Source organism: Streptococcus sp. SGI.013 (assembly GCF_050315295.1).
Classification (GTDB): domain Bacteria; phylum Bacillota; class Bacilli; order Lactobacillales; family Streptococcaceae; genus Streptococcus; species Streptococcus porcorum.
The window spans coordinates 1-20,081 of the sequence record NZ_JBNPOS010000031.1; the positions used below are offsets into that span (position 1 = coordinate 1).

Annotated in this window: 21 protein-coding genes and 1 riboswitch; of the genes, 10 read left to right on the forward strand and 11 right to left on the reverse strand. The window is 37.0% G+C overall.

Features of this window, described 5'->3' with window-relative positions:
* Window positions 1-72 precede the first annotated feature (72 nt).
* The 5 genes from ACQRDX_RS07595 (at window position 73) to ACQRDX_RS07615 (ending at window position 4,564) form a co-directional block, all read left to right on the forward strand.
* Window positions 73-1,002 (forward strand): peptidase U32 family protein, encoded by a 930-nt coding sequence (locus tag ACQRDX_RS07595; protein ID WP_427895788.1) that lies wholly within the window; start codon window positions 73-75, stop codon window positions 1,000-1,002.
* A 72-nt stretch (window positions 1,003-1,074) separates the two neighbouring features.
* Window positions 1,075-2,361, forward strand: coding sequence for a peptidase U32 family protein (locus ACQRDX_RS07600; RefSeq protein ID WP_354368716.1), 1,287 nt, complete (start codon window positions 1,075-1,077; stop codon window positions 2,359-2,361).
* Window positions 2,362-2,465: 104 nt separating this feature from the next.
* On the forward strand, window positions 2,466-2,648 hold the full coding sequence (locus ACQRDX_RS07605; RefSeq protein WP_427895791.1) for a GNAT family N-acetyltransferase: 183 nt from the start codon (window positions 2,466-2,468) through the stop codon (window positions 2,646-2,648).
* Window positions 2,649-2,911: 263 nt separating this feature from the next.
* Window positions 2,912-3,124, forward strand: a complete 213-nt coding sequence (locus ACQRDX_RS07610) for a YdbC family protein (protein ID WP_354368720.1) — start codon at window positions 2,912-2,914, stop codon at window positions 3,122-3,124.
* 303 nt (window positions 3,125-3,427) lie between these two features.
* A complete protein-coding gene (locus ACQRDX_RS07615; protein WP_427895793.1) occupies window positions 3,428-4,564 on the forward strand; it encodes a 5-methyltetrahydropteroyltriglutamate--homocysteine S-methyltransferase in 1,137 nt (378 codons plus the stop codon).
* A gap of 56 nt (window positions 4,565-4,620) precedes the next feature.
* Here ACQRDX_RS07615 and ACQRDX_RS07620 read toward each other — a convergent pair whose 3' ends face one another.
* Complete coding sequence (locus tag ACQRDX_RS07620) at window positions 4,621-4,764, reverse strand: hypothetical protein (RefSeq protein ID WP_354368724.1); 144 nt, start codon at window positions 4,762-4,764, stop codon at window positions 4,621-4,623.
* Window position 4,765: 1 nt separating this feature from the next.
* Window positions 4,766-6,256: a lysine--tRNA ligase gene (lysS, locus tag ACQRDX_RS07625; protein WP_427895795.1), complete on the reverse strand. Its 1,491-nt coding sequence runs from the start codon at window positions 6,254-6,256 to the stop codon at window positions 4,766-4,768.
* 147 nt (window positions 6,257-6,403) lie between these two features.
* On the opposite strand from lysS, the gene ACQRDX_RS07630 reads away from it, so the two are divergent.
* Entirely contained in the window at window positions 6,404-7,306 is a 903-nt protein-coding gene (locus ACQRDX_RS07630) for an HAD family hydrolase (protein ID WP_427895797.1), read from the forward strand.
* 29 nt (window positions 7,307-7,335) lie between these two features.
* Here the strand turns inward: ACQRDX_RS07630 and ACQRDX_RS07635 are convergent, their stop codons facing one another.
* The 7 genes from ACQRDX_RS07635 to ACQRDX_RS07665 form a co-directional block, all read right to left on the reverse strand.
* Entirely contained in the window at window positions 7,336-7,953 is a 618-nt protein-coding gene (locus ACQRDX_RS07635; RefSeq protein WP_354368730.1) for a histidine phosphatase family protein, read from the reverse strand.
* Window positions 7,954-7,961: 8 nt separating this feature from the next.
* On the reverse strand, window positions 7,962-8,321 hold the full coding sequence (locus ACQRDX_RS07640) for a YccF domain-containing protein (protein ID WP_354368732.1): 360 nt from the start codon (window positions 8,319-8,321) through the stop codon (window positions 7,962-7,964).
* Between the two features lie 3 nt (window positions 8,322-8,324).
* Window positions 8,325-8,798 (reverse strand): aminoacyl-tRNA deacylase, encoded by a 474-nt coding sequence (locus tag ACQRDX_RS07645; protein ID WP_354368734.1) that lies wholly within the window; start codon window positions 8,796-8,798, stop codon window positions 8,325-8,327.
* A complete protein-coding gene (locus tag ACQRDX_RS07650; protein WP_427895800.1) occupies window positions 8,795-9,637 on the reverse strand; it encodes a DUF368 domain-containing protein in 843 nt (280 codons plus the stop codon). Before ACQRDX_RS07650 ends, ACQRDX_RS07645 begins: the two co-directional genes overlap by 4 nt.
* 41 nt (window positions 9,638-9,678) lie before the next feature.
* On the reverse strand, window positions 9,679-10,638 hold the full coding sequence (locus tag ACQRDX_RS07655) for a peptidoglycan recognition protein family protein (RefSeq protein WP_427895802.1): 960 nt from the start codon (window positions 10,636-10,638) through the stop codon (window positions 9,679-9,681).
* 40 nt (window positions 10,639-10,678) lie between these two features.
* Complete coding sequence (gene thiT / locus ACQRDX_RS07660) at window positions 10,679-11,236, reverse strand: energy-coupled thiamine transporter ThiT (protein WP_354368740.1); 558 nt, start codon at window positions 11,234-11,236, stop codon at window positions 10,679-10,681.
* A 48-nt stretch (window positions 11,237-11,284) separates the two neighbouring features.
* Window positions 11,285-11,382: riboswitch (TPP riboswitch) on the reverse strand.
* Between the two features lie 45 nt (window positions 11,383-11,427).
* Entirely contained in the window at window positions 11,428-12,279 is an 852-nt protein-coding gene (locus ACQRDX_RS07665; protein WP_427895804.1) for a glycoside hydrolase family 25 protein, read from the reverse strand.
* A 126-nt stretch (window positions 12,280-12,405) separates the two neighbouring features.
* Between ACQRDX_RS07665 and ACQRDX_RS07670 the strand changes: the two genes are divergently transcribed.
* Together ACQRDX_RS07670 and ACQRDX_RS07675 are read left to right on the forward strand one after the other, a co-directional pair.
* Window positions 12,406-12,936 carry an ECF transporter S component gene (locus ACQRDX_RS07670; protein WP_354368744.1) on the forward strand — a complete coding sequence of 177 codons (531 nt, stop codon included), beginning with the start codon at window positions 12,406-12,408 and terminating at the stop codon, window positions 12,934-12,936.
* Entirely contained in the window at window positions 12,920-13,300 is a 381-nt protein-coding gene (locus ACQRDX_RS07675; RefSeq protein WP_427895806.1) for a DUF4430 domain-containing protein, read from the forward strand. The genes ACQRDX_RS07670 and ACQRDX_RS07675 overlap by 17 nt, the downstream gene beginning before the upstream one ends.
* A gap of 48 nt (window positions 13,301-13,348) precedes the next feature.
* On the opposite strand, the gene ACQRDX_RS07680 is transcribed toward ACQRDX_RS07675, so the two are convergent.
* Window positions 13,349-13,825, reverse strand: coding sequence for a glutathione peroxidase (locus ACQRDX_RS07680; protein WP_427895808.1), 477 nt, complete (start codon window positions 13,823-13,825; stop codon window positions 13,349-13,351).
* Entirely contained in the window at window positions 13,809-15,617 is a 1,809-nt protein-coding gene (pepF, locus tag ACQRDX_RS07685) for an oligoendopeptidase F (RefSeq protein WP_427895810.1), read from the reverse strand. The genes ACQRDX_RS07680 and pepF overlap by 17 nt, the downstream gene beginning before the upstream one ends.
* Before the next feature lie 236 nt (window positions 15,618-15,853).
* On the opposite strand from pepF, the gene ppc reads away from it, so the two are divergent.
* Window positions 15,854-18,562 carry a phosphoenolpyruvate carboxylase gene (ppc, locus tag ACQRDX_RS07690; protein WP_427895812.1) on the forward strand — a complete coding sequence of 903 codons (2,709 nt, stop codon included), beginning with the start codon at window positions 15,854-15,856 and terminating at the stop codon, window positions 18,560-18,562.
* Window positions 18,563-18,819: 257 nt separating this feature from the next.
* The gene (gene ftsW / locus ACQRDX_RS07695) at window positions 18,820-20,046 is read left to right on the forward strand and encodes a cell division peptidoglycan polymerase FtsW (RefSeq protein WP_354368273.1); all 1,227 of its coding nucleotides are present in this window, start codon (window positions 18,820-18,822) and stop codon (window positions 20,044-20,046) included.
* The last annotated feature ends 35 nt before the right edge of the window (window positions 20,047-20,081 follow it).

Below are 20,081 nucleotides of genomic sequence, written 5' to 3' on the forward strand. Positions count from 1 at the left end.
AATAAAGAGAAAATCAAGATTTTTGTATTATTTTATGCCAAAAAGCATGAGATTTGCTATAATGGATGAGTTATGAAAAAAATTATGATTACTGCAACTGCAGAGAGCATGGACCAAGCAAAAGCTCTCCTAGCTCTCGGTGTCGATCGCATTTATGTAGGAGAAGGCGATTATGGTCTTCGTCTTCCCTATCACTTTAGTCGTGAGGAGATGAGGGAACTTGCTGACCTTATCCATAATGCTGGTAAAGAAATGGTGGTCGCTGTCAATGCCTTGATGCATCAAGATATGATGGATTCTCTTCCAGAATACTTGAAATTTTTAGAATCTATTGGAGTTGACTATATCACTGTTGGGGATGCTGGGGTTTTTTATGCCTTACAGCGTGATGGTATAGCCTTAAAAACGATCTATGATGCCTCAACAATGGTGACCTCTAGCCGTCAAATCAATTTTTGGGCTAAGAATGCGGGAATTTCAGAAGCTGTATTGGCTAGAGAGATTCCATCAGCTGAACTCTTTATTATGGCTGAAAATCTTGATATTCCAGCTGAACTTTTGGTTTATGGCGCTAGCATTATTCACCAGTCAAAACGCCCATTGTTACAAAATTACTATAACTTTACTAAGATGAATGAAGAAAAATCGCGTGAGCGTAATCTTTTCTTAAGTGAGCCAAATGATCCAGACTCACATTATTCTATCTTTGAGGATAAGCATGGTACTCATATTTTTGCTAACAATGATTTGGATTTGATGCCTAAATTGTTAGAGGTTTATGAGCATGGCTTTAGCCATTGGAAATTAGAGGGACTCTATACACCAGGTCAAGATTTCCTTGCTATTGCAACTGTTTTCGTGAAGGCGCGTGACTTGATGGAAAAAGGTGAGTTTACTCAAGATCAAGCTTTTGTCTTTGATGAAGAGATTAGAAAACATCACCCTAAGGAGCGCGGTCTTGATACCGGATTTTATGACTACGACCCAGACATGGTCAAGTAATGTCTCACAGTGCTAGATTTGTCTATTTTCAGGAGCACTATCTTACATCTATCTTGCAAATAGGAGTATAAAATGACACAAGTAAAAAAACGTCCAGAGGTTTTAGCACCAGCTGGTACATTGGAAAAATTAAAAGTTGCCATTCATTATGGGGCAGACGCTGTTTTTATTGGTGGGCAAGCTTATGGTTTGCGTAGCCGTGCAGGAAACTTTACTTTTGAAGAAATGGAAGAGGGAGTAGAGTTTGCGAAAAAGTACGGTGCAAAAGTCTATGTGGCAGCAAACATGGTAACCCATGAGGGAAATGAAAAAGGAGCAGGAGAGTGGTTCCGTCGCTTACGTGATATCGGCATTGCAGCAGTAATTGTATCCGATCCAGCACTTATTCAGATTTGTGCTGAAGAAGCGCCAGGTCTTGAAATTCATCTCTCGACACAAGCATCTGCTACTAATGTAGAAACACTTGAATTCTGGAAAAATCTAGGGTTAACACGTGTGGTTTTGGCGCGTGAAGTTTCTATGGAAGAGTTGGCTGATATTCGTCGTCGTACAGATGTTGAAATTGAAGCCTTTGTTCATGGAGCTATGTGTATTTCTTATTCAGGACGTTGCACCTTGTCAAACCATATGAGTATGCGTGATGCTAACCGTGGTGGTTGTTCACAGTCTTGCCGTTGGAAGTATGACCTTTATGAGATGCCATTTGGTCAAGAAAGAAAGAGTCTAGAAGGTGAAATTCCAGAAGAGTTCTCTATGTCTGCTGTAGATATGTCAATGATTGAGCATTTACCAGATATGATTGAAAATGGTGTGGATAGCCTTAAAATCGAAGGTCGAATGAAGTCTGTTCACTATGTTTCAACCGTAGCAAATGTTTATAAGGCAGGTGTTGATGCTTATCTTGAGAGCCCAGAAAAGTTTGAAGCCATTAAACAAGATTTGATTGATGAAATGTGGAAAGTTGCGCAACGTGAGTTGGCAACAGGATTTTACTATGAAACACCAGATGAAAATATGCAGCTTTTTGGTGCTCGTCGTAAAATTCCGCAGTATAAATTTGTGGGTGAAGTCGTTTCCTTTGATGAAGAGACTATGACGGCAACTATTCGTCAACGTAATGTTATTACAGAAGGAGATCAGGTCGAGTTTTATGGTCCAGGATTCCGCCATTTTGATGCGACGATCACAGATCTTCATGATGATAAGGGGAATAAAATTGACCGCGCCCCTAATCCAATGGAATTATTAACGATAACCGTACCGCAAAAGGTAGAACCAGGAGATATGATTCGTAATCGTCAAGAAGGACTGATTAATCTCTATAAAACAGATGGCTCAAGTCAAACGGTACGTGCTTAATGCTAACCATCAGACAAGAATCCCTTTCAGACTATAAACAGGTGGAGGAGTTGATTACTTTAGCGTTTAATGGTAGTCCTCATTCTGATAGGTAAGAAGCAGACTTGGTTCAAAGACTTCGTCAAGATCCAGCATATCATCCTAAGCTTAGCTTGATTGCTACTGACGAGAAAGAGATGGTGAGACATGTCTTATTAACTGAGATAAAGGTGGAAAAAAGCAGAGCCTTGGCTCTAGCTCCTCTGTCTGTTCATCCGCTTTATCAAGGAAAAGGGATTGGTCGCTAGTTATTATTAGAAGCTGAAAATGTTGCTAAAAAAGAAGGGTATGATACGATTATTATTCTTGGAGACCCTGCTTATTATAGCTGTTTTGGTTATCAAACAGCATCCGACCATGGCATAAAACCTCCCTTTGAGGTGGACAATCAGTATTTTATGGTGAAATTTTTAGAAGAAAAAGCAGAGCAGGTCAGAGGTTTAGTCACTTATCCTTCAGTATTTGGGATTTAACACCATTTTTTACGAATAAAAAATAGAAAGGAAATCCTATGGCAGAATTTAAATTTGAAATTGAAGAAAAATTGCTCGTTTTATCAGAAAACGACAAAGGTTGGACAAAAGAGTTGAACCGTGTCAGCTTTAATGGCGCACCAGCTAAGTTTGATATTAGAACTTGGAGTCCCGATCACACTAAGATGGGGAAAGGGATTACTCTTTCAAATGAAGAGTTTGAAGTCTTGGTAAATGCTTTTAAAAATTAGGTTGAAAAGAGGCAGATCAAACTATCTATGATGGCTCCGCCCTTTCCCTCGCCTTAGAATAATGAAAATAATCATAAAAACCTCACTAGGTGTATAATCTTAGTGAGGTTTTTTTGCTTGACAACTTCATATAAAAGATTACTAGGGATGGAACAACTAACCCCAATAGAGTGACTATATTATAAAGAAAGTGCCTATAAAAGAGATATAGTCTAAAACTATATCTTTTTATGAAAAATAAGAATTTGTTTTGAAGTCAAGTGCCTGTTATAATGATCTTATTATATCGCAAGGAGAAATTTTATGACCCATCAAACAGCCCCATTCCGTGTAGATCATGTTGGATCTTATTTACGTCCAAAAGCCTTAGTTGAAGCGCGTGACGCGTTTACTTCTGGGAAAATCTCACAAGAAGAATTGACTGCCGTAGAAGATCAAGCCATTCGTGAATTAGTTTTACAACAAAAAGCTGCTGGTCTCGAGAGTGTGACAGACGGTGAATTTCGTCGTGCTTACTGGCATCAAGATTTTTTCTGGGGACTTGAAGGAGTAGCACATACACAAGCTGCTATTGGCTATCAATTTCATGATGAGACGACTAAGCCAGATGCTGCGTCCTTAACAGGCAAAATATCAGGACAGAATCATCCTTTTATTGCACACTACACTTTCTTAAAAGACTTAGCTGATCAAGAAGGATTGGCTTCACGCTTAACAATTCCTTCACCAGCTCAGTTTTACTTTGAATTAATTCGTGATGCAGAGCATACAGCAAATACATTTACTTATTATGAAAATAAGGAAGAGTTGTTTGCGGATGTTATTAAGGCTTATAAAGACGTCATTGCTGATCTTTATGCAGTGGGTTTGCGTAATTTACAGTTGGACGACTGTACTTGGGGAACTTTGGTTGATGATCGCGTAATGGAACTGATTGCAGGACACACTGGAAAGACAGCTGAACAGATTCGTCAAGAGTTAAGTGCTGATTTTCTTACCTTAAATAATGGTATTTTGGAAGATTTGCCAGAAGACCTTAATGTTACAACGCATGTGTGTCGTGGCAATTACCATTCTACATGGGCATCTCAAGGTGGATATGATAAGGTAGCTGAAACACTTTTTGGAAAAGAAAATGTTAAAGCTTATTATCTTGAGTTTGATACAGAGCGTGCAGGTGGATTCGAACCTCTTGCTAAAGTTACACCAGGTAAAAAAGTTGTACTTGGTTTGATCACCTCAAAATCAGCAGATCTAGAAGATAAGACAGAGGTGATCGCTAGAATCAAAGAAGCTAGTCAATACATTCCTCTTGAAGATCTTTACCTTAGCACCCAGTGTGGCTTTGCTTCAACAGAAGAAGGTAATAAATTAACCATTGAAGATCAGTGGAAAAAGTTAGCTCTCATTCAAGAAATTGTTAAAGAAGTATGGGGCTAATCGCTAGATGACAGTAGGCCAAAAATCACCTCGACACATGTGTCGAGGTGATTTTTTTAATGATTCTTGTTTCTTAATATTTCAGCAATTCCAATTAGTATAAAGGTAATTCCTAGTCCAACAAATAAAAATTTTTGAGTAAGAAGACCATAGATGATTAAAATAGCTGCAGATAAGAAAGCGATATATTCTTTTTTCATTTTATTTCATCGTTGGGAAAAGTAAAACGTCACGAATAGTAGTAGTATCTGTCAATAGCATGCAGAGGCGATCAATACCGATACCGAGACCTCCTGTTGGTGGCATACCGTACTCAAGTGCTTCGACGTAATCGTAGTCGATACCTGTTGCTTCGTCGTCACCAAGTTCTTTAGCAGCAGCTTGTGCTTCAAAGCGTGCTAATTGATCAATTGGATCATTAAGCTCAGTAAAGGCATTGGCATATTCTTTAGTCATGATAAAGAGTTCAAATCGGTCTGTGAAGCGAGGGTCGTCTGCATTTTTCTTAGCAAGAGGTGATACTTCAACAGGATGTCCGTAAACAAAGGTTGGTTGGATAAGTGTTTTCTCAACAAACTCTTCGAAGAAAGCATTGATGATATGCCCAACTGTTGTAAAGTGTTTTTCAAGAGGGACATTTTTTTCTTTAGCCAAAGCAGTTGCTTCTTCGATGGTCATCTCTTGCCAAAAATCGATACCTGTTTGTTCTTTGACAGCATCAACAATGTGAACACGCTTAAATGGTTCGTTGAGTTTAATCTCTGTTCCTTGGTAGATAACAGGTTGATCCCCTTTGACAGCCTTGGTAACGTGTTGGATAATCCCTTCTGTTAAATCCATAATATCTTGGAAATCAGCATAGGCTTGGTAGGCTTCAATCGTTGTGAATTCAGGATTGTGAGTAGCATCCATGCCTTCATTACGGAAGATACGACCGATTTCATAAACACGCTCCATACCCCCGACGATTAAGCGTTTGAGGTGGAGTTCGGTAGCGATACGAAGTACCATATCCATATTTTGTGCATTGTGATGAGTGATGAATGGGCGAGCAGCAGCACCACCGGCTTCATTGTGAAGAACAGGTGTTTCGACCTCTAGGAAGCCAAGACCGTCCATATAGCGACGCATTTCAGAGATGATTTTTGAACGTGTGACAAAGCGCTCAAAACTGTCGCGATTAGAAATCAAATCAAGGTGACGCTTACGGTAAATGGTTTCCACATCGGTTAGGCCGTGGAATTTTTCAGGCAAGGGACGTAGCGCTTTTGATAGGTGTGTGATACTAGTCGCAAAGATTGTTAGCTCACCAACACCAGTTTTAGCCACTTCTCCCTCAACACCAAGAAAATCACCAAGGTCAGCTTTTTTGAAAATATCGTAATTTTCTTCCCCGACATCATCTTTGCGGACGTAGATTTGAATTTGCCCTTCGCGGTCTTGAATGTGAGCAAAACCAGCTTTACCTTTACCGCGTTTTGTCATCATACGACCAGCGATAATGGCAGTTTCTCCCATCTCATGCAACTCTTCTTTAGTTTTATCAGTGTATTTTTCCTTTAATTCAGCTGAGTTTGCAGTACGTTCAAAACGTTTTCCAAATGGATCGATCCCTTGCTCAGCTAAGGCAGACATTTTTTCACGACGAACTAACTGTTGGTCGTTTAATTCTTCTACATGTTCGTTAGACATTGCTTTCCTCCAAATCGTTTTCCTTTCTATTCTATCATAAAATGACAATGATTTCATCAAATATTATGCTTTTTCTAGATTTGAACTCCTTAGTAAAAAATAGTATAATAAGGCGTAAAAATTTTTTGTTGAAAGAAAAAGGATACCATGATTACATCTATTGTTTTTGACGTTGATGATACCATTTATGACCAACAAGCCCCTTATCGTTTGGCTATGGAGAAGTGCTTTCCTGATTTTGATATGACACAAATTCATCAGGCTTATATCCGATTTCGTCATTATTCAGACATTGGATTTCCACGAGTTATGGCTGGAGAGTGGACGACAGAGTATTTTCGATTTTGGCGTTGCCGAGAGACGCTTTTAGAGTTTGGGTATAGAGAAATTTCAGAAGCTGATGGTACTCATTTTCAGGAAATTTATGAGCATGAGCTAGAAAATATTACCATGTTAGATGAGATGCGCATGACATTGGATTTTTTAAAGTCTAAAAATGTCCCTATGGGTATTATTACTAATGGGCCAACTGAGCATCAATTAAAAAAAGTGAAGAAGTTGGGCTTGTATGATTATGTGGATCCCAAACGCGTGATTGTCAGTCAGGCGACAGGTTTTCAAAAACCAGAAAAGGAAATTTTTAATCTTGCAGCGGAACAATTTGATATGAACCCCTCAACAACACTCTATGTGGGAGATTCTTATGATAATGATGTCATGGGAGCTTTTAACGGAGGCTGGCATTCGATGTGGTTTAATCATCGTGGGCGTAGTTTAAAGCCTGGAACAAAGCCAGTGTTTGATCTTGAAATTGATAGTTTTGAGCAATTATTTGGCGCGGTGAAAGTTCTTTTTGATTTACCTGATAATAAATTTATTTTTGATGTTAATGATAAAAAGAACCCTATTTTACAACTGGGAATAAACAATGGTTTGATGATGGCGGCTGAACGTTTATTGGAAAGTAATATGTCTATAGATAAAGTCGTGATTCTTTTACGACTCAATAAAAAACAAGAAAAAATTCTTCGGATGAAGTATAGTCAATAAAAATTGGGATAGATTAACTATCCCAATTTTTATTTATCATAACTGGTATCATTCCATGTGATGAGCTTGAAATTTTGACCGTCATTGGTTTCTAAAATAGTGATAGAAGCATTATCTAGTCCACCATTTTGTCGTAGTTTAGCATATTCATAACCTAGTAAAGAACGAATGGCAGCTGTCAGGCTTGCGCCATGCCCAACGATTAAGATGCTATCTTTTTTGCCGTATAGACTCTTAATAAAGTGACCGATACGTTGTGTAGTGTGGTAAACACTTTCTGCATCAAAAGCGTTATGATCAAACCGAGCGAGATTATGGGAAAAAGCTTCCATTTGTTTGGGGTAGATTGCTTCCATAATGCTAATTTTTTGCCCCTCTAATGTCCCTAAGTCCCATTCTCTTAGAGAAGCTTCTTTTTGTACCAATAAGGGAGGGTGGTGTTCTTGTGAGATGATTTCAGCTGTTGTGATGGCACGATGGAGATCACTTGAATAAATAGCATCAAAGGGGATATCTGCTAGATATTGTCCCAGTTTTTTTACACTTTTTTTAGCTTCAGGTAAAAGAGGAGAGTCTCCACTTGCTCCTTGGAAGCGTCCTTCTAAATTCCACTGAGTTTTCCCATGTCGAATAAGATAAATTTTCATAATGTCTCCTACTCAAACTCTGCTCCAAATGGAAATAGTGAAAGCCCAGCTAGTTTAATAGATTGAATAGCAAAAGGAATGCCAATAATGCTAAGGCAAAGTAAGAAAGCAGATGCTAAATGTCCTAAGGCTAACTCCCAGCCAAAAAAGACAATCCAAATGATATTTAATAATAAACTACTGGTTTTAGGAGAAGGGACAATAGTTCGCCCAAATGGAAATAGTCCAAAACGTGCAATTTTAAAAAATTGAAGCCCAAAAGGAATCCCAATAATCGTCATACAAAATAAGATTCCAACACAAGTCCAAGCTAACCAAGACCAAAAGCCAGCCAAAATAAACCAAATCAAGTTTCCTAATAAACGCATGCCTTACTCCTTAATATCTGCAAATTCAGCTCTGACAAAATCAGCTAAGAGTTGACTATCAATACGAATAGAACGTCCTAACTCTCCAGCAGAGACAATCATGGTTCCTTTGTCTAGAGCAGTTTGATCAATGTAGATAGGGAAATTATGCTTCTGGCGAATCCCAACAGGGTTATTGGCACCGTGCACATAGCCTGTAACATTTTGCAAATCTTTTTGAGGAATCATGGTAACTTTTTTGTTACCCGATAGTTTAGCTAATTTCTTTTCAGAAAGATGCTCTGTAATAGGTAAAATTCCAATAACAGGGCCTGTCTTATCTCCTTTTAATGCCAAAGTTTTAAAAATATCATCTTGTCTGATATCCTCTGGCATCTCTCCTTCAAGGCCATTAAACATCAGGCTGTCATGAGGAATTTTAGCTTTATCTAAAATCTGATCCACTAAAGTTTTTTTGACTTTTGCTTTTTTACTCATTTGTATTTTTCCTCAAGTTTACTCATCCAAAGTCCTAGAGCAATCCCTAAGCCAAATAAAAGTAGGGTCGTAAAAATCCCACCAATACCAAGTCCAGCATAGGAAATACTTTCAGCGCTTCGAGGGTTTGGAATAACAATCAATAGGGTACTTGATAAAACCAATCCGATAATAAAATGATAAACACGAGAATGAAACTTAGTCAAAGCATAATCCATGGCTTTTGAAAAGCTTAGCATAGTGACAGCACCACCGATTGCGATTGGAAGAAAGACGCCAAGCAAGTCGAGATTTTTAAAACCTGTTAACATGGGAGTATAGAGTCCCATAATAAGTAAAAGATTGGATGGGCTTAGTCCAGGGACTAAAACTCCCAAAGCGATAAGGACACCAGCTAGAATAAAAGTACCAAAGTTAGCAGGGATTTCTCCAACCAGATCGTTTAAGAAAAAGAGTAAGAGTCCAGAGACAACAAAGGTAGCGACTAAGGTCAAGATATCAGTTGTATCACGTTTTGATTTAGCAGTAGCTTCTGTCAATAGACTTGGCAAAGTTCCAATAATGGCACCAGAAAATGCCCATAGGACAGGAACTTGGTAGTGCTCAAGTAAGTATTCAAGCGGTGCTGAAAAAAGTGCGATTCCTAGAATTCCACCGATTCCAACTGGAATAAAAAACAGAACATTTTTAACAAAATCTTGACGAATGTGAGCTAAAAAAGAAATAATGCGCTCATAAAGTCCTAAAATTGAGGCTAAAACCCCACCTGATACACCAGGTAAAATAAAGCCAAGTGCAATAATAACCCCCTTAATTAAACGGGAAATCCAAGAAATCATATTTTCCTCCAAAATAAAAAATGGTATCTTTATTATACCATTTATATCTCATTATAGTAAGCTTGGACAAGATCTCGGAAATCCTCTATTGTATAGTCACTCCCAAAGTACTCACTTGCGGCACTTGACCAGTAAGCTGTAGGATCAATATGGTCAGTGCCTCCAAGGTAAAGTGACACCATTTCGTGTGTCCAAAGTGTTCCGTCACCATCTTTTTGTCCTAGAGTAATAGGGAGGTTATATTTTTTTAGCATATAAGCTGTATAATAAGCAGCATTTCCAACTTGTCTTGCAAAGCCATCCGCAGTATATTCATGTGTCATTTCAAATTGAATATAGTAAGGATTGGCATAAGGTCCTGCGCCTTGCGCCATATAGTTGGTATCTGCTATCCTTAAAATTGTATTGCTATCAATAAAAGCATGAACAAAAACTCCCGAACTGGAATAGTTATTGGTCATATAACTTACCTCTGAATCAATACTTGAATCTTCATTGCCAGTATCATGAATGATAACTCCTCTAGGTTTTTTCCAAAAATTTTGGTAGGCTTGCTTAGAAAATCCTTGATATTCAGTGGAAAAAGTAGTTTTAGGGTAATGGTGTTCTTCTAGATAGGTATTGATACTATTGGTTTGTTTTAGTTTTAAGTCTTTTGCCAGAACGTAGTATGATTGTCCTGAAAATTTGATTTTAGCATAGGTTAGTTTTTTGCCATTTTTGTGAACCAAATAATAATCAGATACCATCACATCTGTTTGTTTAGTCTGTTTTGTTCCTAAAATGGAGTAAGGGAACGAATAAAGCGTAGTATTGGTCAAACTGGCTTGCTGATTAGACTGGTAATGTGTTGAGGTTGTGATAGAGAAAGTAAAATGAAAACCAAGAAGGATGAGGAAAAAAAGTATCGCGCTAAAAGAAATGATTTTCTGTTTATGTCGCTTTTTTTTTGTCGTTGATTTAGATTGTCGTTTTCTTGTTTTAGCCATGTTTAATATCATATCACAAACTTGATAAAATACGAAATGGAAATCCTTGTGATCAATTTTTTAGTAGTTTGGATTGGAATTTTAAAATAGCTAAGAAAATGATGACACAAAGAATAAAGGTTAGTCCACAAGCACTGCCGTTTACCATAAAAGAGTAGAGATAAGGTGACATCCCCTTTGGAGCATAGTCAGACCAAAAAATGACACCAGCTAGGAAATGCCAGAAATAACGTATCAAAACTGCGATAGTTATTCCTAAAATAGCCCAAAAAGATGAAGTAAGCAGACTTCCTTTTTTTAAGGTATCTTGAAATTTATGGCTAGTAAGTCCAGCTAATCCCATACAAGTAAAGGCCAAAAGATACTCTATTAAGACTTGATAAAAACTGAGATAATAAACTCTCCCCAAAATAAAATGTAATAGCCCCCAAATAAGGCCGGCAAGTAAGCCGTATCGAAGACCACGTTTTAATGAAAAAGCAACCAAAGGGATGGCACCTAAAGATGGTGTAAACCAACCAGCTAAGTCAGGTAGCAGTGATAGACTCATTGCAAAAGAGGCAACAATGGCAGTTTCAACAAGAATTGTTGAGGATTGTTTTTTAGACATAAAAAGACTCCTTTTGAATCACAAAAAGGAGTCTGATCTTAAAGACAAGCTAAAGTCAGTCACAATTCCTACGCTAGTATTGACTAGATCAGGTTCGAGGATTTCGCAATAGCGATCTCAGCTTAACAGCACTCCTTTGTGAAAATCTTAAATTTTAATCATTATAACGCTTGATTTTTTAATTGTCAATATTATTTTTGAATAGTGAACAATTTTTTATAGGTTTTTTCTGTATCTTTAGTGATTGCGATTTGATTTAAATCAAGAGGTTGGTCAAAACCTGGAAGATAGCCTTGAGAAGTATACTGATGTAAATCATAATCTAAGTCAGTGACAGGTGCCACCTCATAGTAGCCAGAATCACTTCCATATGTAGGAATCCAGACAGCATCAAAACCAGTGGTGGAAATACCATGCTCCTCCATAAAGTAGGTCCCTATGTAAATACCGATATTTTTAGCGCCCAAGCGTTCTAACTCTTTGCGAAAGGCTTGAACCCCTTTGTCCATGTCAGACATTGTTTTTTCTTCCACATCAACCCAATAAAAAGTAGGGTTGTAAGGAGAAGTATTTTTGTAAAATGTTTGAGCTTCCTTTTTCATTTCTGATACAGAAGAGCCACGGATATAGGCGTAGACAGCTACGGGAACATCACGTTTTTGAAATTCTTTGATATGTGTTTTGAAGGATTTATCAATTCCTGATTCATGAGCAGCATTATTTTCAAAAGCAATACCTGATCCTCCCTGAACACGAATGATAGCGCCTGAAATATTTTTAGACAAAGTATCGTAATTAATCTCAGATGGGAGTTGCCAGCCAGAGATATCGATAATAGGGTTTAAGACAAACGGTTCGTCAGAAGACTTTGTCTTTGAGCTCGATTTACTAGAGCTGGAACTATTAGATGATGGAATTTGTTTCCTAGCAGTTTCAAAGGTTGATTTTTTTAATTGATTTAAATGTATGCGTGAAATCATCAATACAAGTCCAAATAAAGTAAAAAGAACAATAACAAATATTGGTTTAATTCTCTTTCTCATCCTTTCTATTGTAACTTAAAGTTGCTAAAAAATCAAAACGAGATGCTTAAAATAGAAAAAAAGATACATACTTGACATAGGATGATAAGTTTATTAAAGTTAAGAAAAAGAGATGGAGGAATGATAATGTTATTACGAAAACTAAGTCGATTGGCTTTACTTTCAGCCCTCTGTATTGTATTGCGCTATGCTTTTTCAGGTCTTCCTAATGTCCAACCGATTACTGCTATATTTTTGGTTGTTAGTGTGTGTTTCAGCTTACCAGAAGGCATTATGCTTACAGCTCTTACCATGTTTGTCTCAAGCTTTTTACTTGGTTTTGGTCCATGGGTGCTATGGCAAATTGGAAGCTTTAGTTTGGTATTAACTATTTGGTTTTATGTCCTATACCCCCTGACAAATTATCTTAAACCTGTTAAAATAATAGGAGTTAGTTTAGATCGTTTGGGCTATCAAGCGATTTTTGCTGCTATACTTGGGATTGTCTACGGTATGGTAATTGATACTTGGTCAGCGATTTTATTTGGTACAAAAGTCTGGCTCTATGTCTTGTCTGGAATGCCTTATAATATAGCGCATAGCTTATCAACTCTATTCTTTTATCCCTTGATACATTCTATTTTTAGGAGATTTTATTCAAATGAAAAAGATTTATAGTTTAGTTTTACTATTTTTCTCGACCACCTTATTAGTGGCTTGTCAGAGTCATCAAACTACCACTAGTTCATCTTCTTCTGAGGAGCATTTGGTACAATTAGTTGTTAAAACAGATAAAAATACAACAGATGAGAAGGTTAGCTTTACACAAGGTGATACTGTTATGGACCTTTTAAAAGCGAATTATGACGTAGAAGAAACAGATGGCTTTATTACAGCAATTGATGGTGTCAAACAAGATGAAAAAGCTGGAAAATATTGGATGTTTGATGTTAATGATGAGTTAGCACCAAAATCAGCTGATCAAATTAAGATTCAAGATGGTGATAAAATAGAATTTTATCAAGAAGTTTATAAGAATTGACCATAAAAAATAAGACAGAAAAAGGATTTTCTTTTTCTGTCTTATTTTTTATAGGTATTTTTCAATCTCTGACATCATTTTTTCTGGCTCTGTTTTGGAAGAAAAACGTTTAACAACATTTCCTTCTCGATCAATTAGGAATTTGGTGAAATTCCATTCAATCACTTTTCCAAAAGGACCTTTCTTTTCTTCTTTCATCCATTGATATAAAGGGTCTGCTTCTTTTCCGTTTACTTTTATTTTTGCAAATCGTGGAAAAGTAGTGCCATAATTTAAACTACAGAAACTGTTGATTTCTTCAGCACTGCCAGGTGCCTGCTGTTTAAATTGGTTACAAGGAATATCTAGTATCTCAAATCCTTTATTTTGATAGGCATCGTAGAGTTCTTGTAGTCCTTTATATTGAGGGGTTAGTCCACATCCTGTTGCAGTATTAACGATTAGGACTAGCTTACCTTTATATTTTTCTAAGGCTACTGGGCTACCATCTTGGGCAGTCAAAGTGAAGTTATAGAGTGTTGTCATATTGTAATTCCTCACTATATGCAATAATTTGTTGGACGGTTTGATCTAGGAAAGCAATAGTTTGGCGAAGTGGCTCTTCTGTACTGATGTCTGCACCAATAATTTGAGCGGTTTCAAGAGGTGGTAAACTTCCACCAGATTTTAAAAATTCTAACCAACGTTTTGCACCGTCTTTATCTTTCTTGATATTGAGATAACCTACTGTTGAGATGACCAGTCCTGCAGAATAGGTATAGCTGTAAAGTCCCATATAATAGTGAGACTGTCGCATCCATGTCAGAGCTGCATCATCGTCAATTTCGATAGCATCTCCCCAAAATTCTTCTAAAACGTCTTTCATAATACGGTTTAGTGTTTCTGCTCCGAAGGTTTTACCTTCCTCAATCAATGTATAAACACGGCGTTGAAAGGCTGCTTCTAGTAGATGTGTAATGAAATTGTGGAAGTAAGTATCTGTTAGGCGATGAGCCAATGCAAAGCGTTTTTGACGTGGATTGTCAAAAGCTTTCTCTAAATAGTCGCTTAAAAGAAGCTCGTTTAAGGTTGAAGGGGCCTCAACATAGTAGGTGGACATATGGGTATTAAAATAACTCTGATGATTGTCTGAGAAAATAAATTGTCCAGAGTGCCCAATCTCATGGATTAGTGTATAAACATCACTTAAACGACCCGCCCAGCTCATCAAGACATAAGGGTGCACACGATAAGGATCAGTTGCATAGCCACCAGAGTCTTTTCCTTGATTAGCTGCAAAGTCAACCCAACGCTCTGTTTGATAGCTTTTAACTTCCTTGGTATAAACGTCCCCAAGAGGTTTTAACGATTTCATCACAAGTTCATAGGCTTGGTCAATAGTAACCTCAGGATTTAAACGATTGTCTAAATCTAGTTTCCAATCAGCAAAAGTCATTTTATCGAGTTTGTTTATTTTAGCGACATGTTTAAGATAATTTTGAGCGATAGGGGCAAAATCACTTATAATCAGATCAATTTGACGATCAAACATGGAACGATCAACCTCTTGCTCGGCAAGGAGATAATCAAATACAGAATCATAGCCACGAAGATGAGCGATTTCTTTTTCTAATTTGACTTGGGCTAGATAGCTGGCTGCTGCAGCATGTTGATGTTGGCGTAGTCCATTTGAGAAAGATCTGAAAGCTTTTTGGCGAACCAGGTGATTTTCGTGGTTTTGGTAAAAATTCTCATAGCTGACAAAACTATTCGAATAAATTTTCCCGTCAACTTCAAAATCTTCCATTTTAAAGTCTCCTGCACGCATTTTAGTGTAAATATCTTGAGGGGCAGAGAAAGTATCGGCAAGTTGGGTTAGCAGTTGCTCACGCTCAGCTCCGAGATAGTGGGCTTTTTTTATTTTTGTTTGTCGAATATAGCTACTAAGGTGGTGATTTTTTTCTAATTGATCCAAGATACTATCTGTTGTACACAATAAAGCATCGTCGAAAAAGCTAAGAAGAACACGAGCTTTCGTCATAAAGTCAGTACCAGTCTGTGCGATCTGAGCAAATTCTTCGTTCCCATAGTCTGTGGTTTGTGGCATAAAGCTATAGTTTTCGATGTGGCTCATTTGGATATAAATTTGTTCTAATGCTAAAAAAGCTTCTTCAAAATCTTCCAATTCATTTAGACCATCAAAATAGTTGCGTCTAAAAAGGTAGATATCCTCCATAGCTTTGTCAATGGCTCTTAAAAAATCTTCGCGGTCTTGGTAGAGAGCAGAGAGATCCCAAAGCTCATTTTCTGGAAAACTTGTTCTATCTTTTAATTTCATCATAACCTCCTCTTTTTGTTTAGTATATCAAAAAGAGAGTAAAAATGGATATATGAAAGTAGAAGAGTTGTTATTTTCAAAAAAATCAGAACATTTCTGAAATAATAGACAATTTTAGGAATTTCGGTTTACTTTTAGTATAAAAGTGGTATGATAGAAGCAGTAGACTAAAAAATTAAAGGGTCAGGATTTTCAAGTCAAATGCTGTCTTTATGATAAGGAGTTGTATAGAGAGAATGGAAAAAACAAAATTAATTCCAAACTTAGAGGGTAGTAGCGACAAGACGATTATTAAAGAGGAAGTGGATATCCTAACGAGGCTATTAGATGAAACAACCCAAAAAATGGTCAGCCAAGAAGTTTTTAAAAAAATTCAAACACTGACAGAGTTATCTAGAGCTCAAAATTATCAAGAGGTTAATCAAATCGTAGGTGATTTATCAACGGATGAAATGGATGTCATTGCGCGTTACTTTTCAATCTTACCTTTGTTGATTAATATTTCTGAAGATGTTGATTTAGCCTATGAGATTAATTATCAAAATAATATCAATAAGGATTATGTTGGAAAAATCTCAACCACACTTGATATTGTTTCCCAAAGTCAAAATGCTAAAGAAATTTTAGAAAATGTCAATGTTGTGCCTGTCTTAACTGCACATCCAACTCAGGTGCAACGAAAGACAATGTTGGGCTTAACTAATCAGATTCACCAACTTTTGCGAAAACACCGTGACGTTAAGCTGGGCCTACTCAATAAGGACAAATGGTTAAATGAGCTGCGTGCTTATGTTGAAATGATTATGCAGACAGACATCATCCGAGAGAAGAAGCTCAAAGTCACCAATGAAATCAAGAATGTTACAGATTATTATAATAAAGGCTTAATTACAGCAATTACAAGTCTTGTAACAGAATATAAAACCTTGGCTTTAGAAAAAGGGATTGTTTTAGATAATCCTAAACCCATTACAATGGGAATGTGGATTGGTGGAGACCGAGATGGTAATCCATTTGTAACGGCTGAAACTTTGAGATTGTCAGCGACGGTACAAGGAGAGGTTATCTTAAGTTACTATATTGAAAAGGTTGAGAGTTTGTATTCTGACTTTTCTCTTTCAACAAGTTTGACAGAGGTTTCAAAAGAGTTAGAAGCCTTGGCAGCATTATCCAATGATAGTTCAGAATTTCGTGAGAAGGAGCTGTACCGTAGAGCCTTTCACTATATTAAAGAGCGTCTAGAAAATACACGTACCTATTTAACGAAAGGTAAAGATCACTCTCCACGTTATGCAAAAGCTACTGAATTTAAAGCGGACTTAGAAACGATTAAGGCATCTCTCCTTCGCTTTAATGGGGAGACTTTAGTTAAGGGAGACTTGACAGAATTACTACAAGCAGTAGAAATTTTCGGTTTTTATCTAGCTAGTATTGATATGCGTCAAGATTCATCTGTCCATGAAGCTTGTGTGGCGGAATTATTGGCATCAGCTAATATTGCACCAGATTACAGTAGCTTATCAGAAGATGAAAAGTGTGCGCTTTTATTAAAACAACTGACAGAAGATCCACGAATTTTGTCTGCCACAAATGCACCTAAATCAGACTTACTTGAAAAAGAGTTAGCTATCTTCAAGACAGCACGCCAATTAAAAGACACGTTAGGAGAAGAGATTATTAAGCAAAATATCATCTCTCACTCAGAAAGCGTTTCAGACTTGTTAGAACTTGCTGTCATGTTAAAAGAGGTTGGATTAGTAGATAAGGATCTTGCGCGTGTCCAAATTGTTCCACTTTTTGAGACTATTGAAGATTTGGATAATTCAGCTGACATTATGACCTCTTATCTGGAGTTAGACCTTGTGAAACAATGGATTAAAGCCAACCATAATTACCAGGAAATCATGTTGGGTTACTCGGACTCCAACAAAGATGGCGGTTATCTATCATCAGGATGGACCTTGTACAAAGCACAGAAAGATTTGACACGTATCGGTGAGGAACGTGGTATTAAGGTGACCTTCTTCCATGGTCGTGGTGGGACAGTCGGTCGTGGTGGTGGTCCATCGTATTATGCTATTTCATCTCAGCCGTTTGGGACTATCAAAGATCGTATTCGCCTAACAGAGCAAGGTGAGGTGATTGGAAATAAATACGGTAATAAAGATGCAGCTTATTATAACCTTGAAATGTTGATTTCAGCTGCTATGGACCGTATGGTCTCTAATCAAGTTGTACCAGCTGATAAAATCTCAGGTTACACAGAGATTATGGATGAAATTGTTGGTGAAAGTAATCAAATTTATCGTGATCTTGTTTTTGGCAATGAAAACTTTTATGATTATTTCTTTGAAGCCAGTCCTATAAAAGAAGTTTCTAGTTTAAATATTGGCTCACGTCCAGCAGCTCGTAAAACCATTACTGAGATTAGTGGGCTACGTGCGATTCCGTGGGTATTCTCATGGTCTCAAAACCGAGTGATGTTCCCAGGTTGGTATGGTGTAGGATCTAGTTTTAATAATTTCATTAAAAAAGATCCTAAAAATCTGTCTAAGTTACAGGAAATGTATCAGACTTGGCCATTCTTTAAGGCTCTCCTGTCTAATGTTGACATGGTGTTGTCTAAGTCTAATATGAATATTGCTTTTGAATATGCTCAGCTCTGTCAAAGTGAAGAGATCAAATCTGTCTTTAATATTATCTTAGATGAGTGGCAGTTAACCAAAGATACTATTTTGCTTATCGAAGATCAAAAAGAGTTATTAGCTGAGAATGGATTCCTGAAAGCTAGTTTAGATTATCGTCTTCCTTATTTCAATGTGTTAAACTATATTCAAATTGAATTGATTGAACGCTTACGCCGAGGAGAACTTAGTCCAGAACAAGAAAAACTTATCCACATCACTATTAACGGTATTGCTACTGGTCTCCGTAACTCAGGTTAATATAAGTAGTGATAATATACTGATAGTTTAGATCATTGGATAGGTTGCTACTAATTAAAAAGAGAGAAAAAGCAGTTGATACTGCTTTTTCTCTCTTTTTAATCAGATTCTTTATCAGGATGTTCACACTATATTCAACTTATTATTGTATTTTTGTTACTCTAGTATTTTTGATGTTTTGTCTACGAGTTTATTTTTAAACACAAAGATGATATAATGCCAATGATACATTGTAAAGAGTAGGAAGTACATTATTGATGACGAAAATTGACAAAAAGCAGTTATTAAATTACTCAATCTTAATTCCTTATTTAATCCTATCTATTTTAGGATTGATAGTAGTATATTCGACAACTAGCGTAACTATGGTGCAATACGGATTGAATCCTTTTCGTTCGGTTATTAACCAAGGTGTATTTTGGATTATAAGTTTAATTGGTATTGCTTTTATTTATCGCTTAAAATTGAATTTTTTAAGGAAACCAACGGTTGTGTCAATGGTTATCTTAGTCGAAATTCTTTTGTTGATAATTGCCCGTGTATTTGGCGAGGAAGTTAATGGTGCTCGTGGTTGGATTATGCTTGGTCCGTTGTCATTTCAGCCAGCAGAATACCTAAAAATTATTATAGTTTGGTTTTTAGCTTTTACTTTTTCAAGACGTCAACAGTCCATCGCTCAAAAAGACTACCAAGCTTTGACTAAAGGAACATTTTTACCAAGAACTTTTAGAGATTGGCGAACCTATACCGCTATTTTGATAGGGCTAGTGGCTATGCAGCCAGACTTGGGAAATGCTTCCATTATTGTATTGACAGCTATTGTTTTGTTCTCTGTTTCAGGAATTGGCTATAGGTGGTTTGTTTCTCTAATCCTTACGATTGTGATTAGCTCCACACTGTTATTGGGAAGTATTTCAGTTATAGGGGTAGATAAAGTGGCTAAAGTACCAGTTTTTGGCTATGTTGCAAAGCGGTTTAAAGCTTTTTATAATCCGTTTGAAGACTTAACGGACTCAGGACACCAGTTAGCCAATTCTTATTATGCCATGAGTAATGGTGGTTGGTTTGGTCGCGGTTTGGGAAACTCTATTGAAAAAAATGGTTACCTTCCAGAAGCTCAGACGGATTTTGTGTTCTCAATTGTTATTGAAGAGCTTGGTCTGATTGGTGCTAGTTTAATATTAGCTCTAGTGTTCTTCCTTATCTTACGTATTTTTTTAGTTGGTATTAAAGCTAGAAATCCCTTCAACTCAATGGTAGCACTTGGTTTGGGTGCTATGATGTTAATGCAGGTTTTTGTAAATATCGGTGGGATTTCAGGCTTAATTCCATCAACAGGGGTAACTTTTCCTTTCTTATCGCAAGGAGGAAATAGCTTATTGGTATTATCGATTGCTGTAGGTATTGTTTTGAATATAGATGCTACCGAAAAAAGAGAGAAACTGACGCAAGAAATTGAAGAAGAATTATATGAAGTATTCTAAAAAAGATTGGATTGACCAATCTTTTTTATTTATTT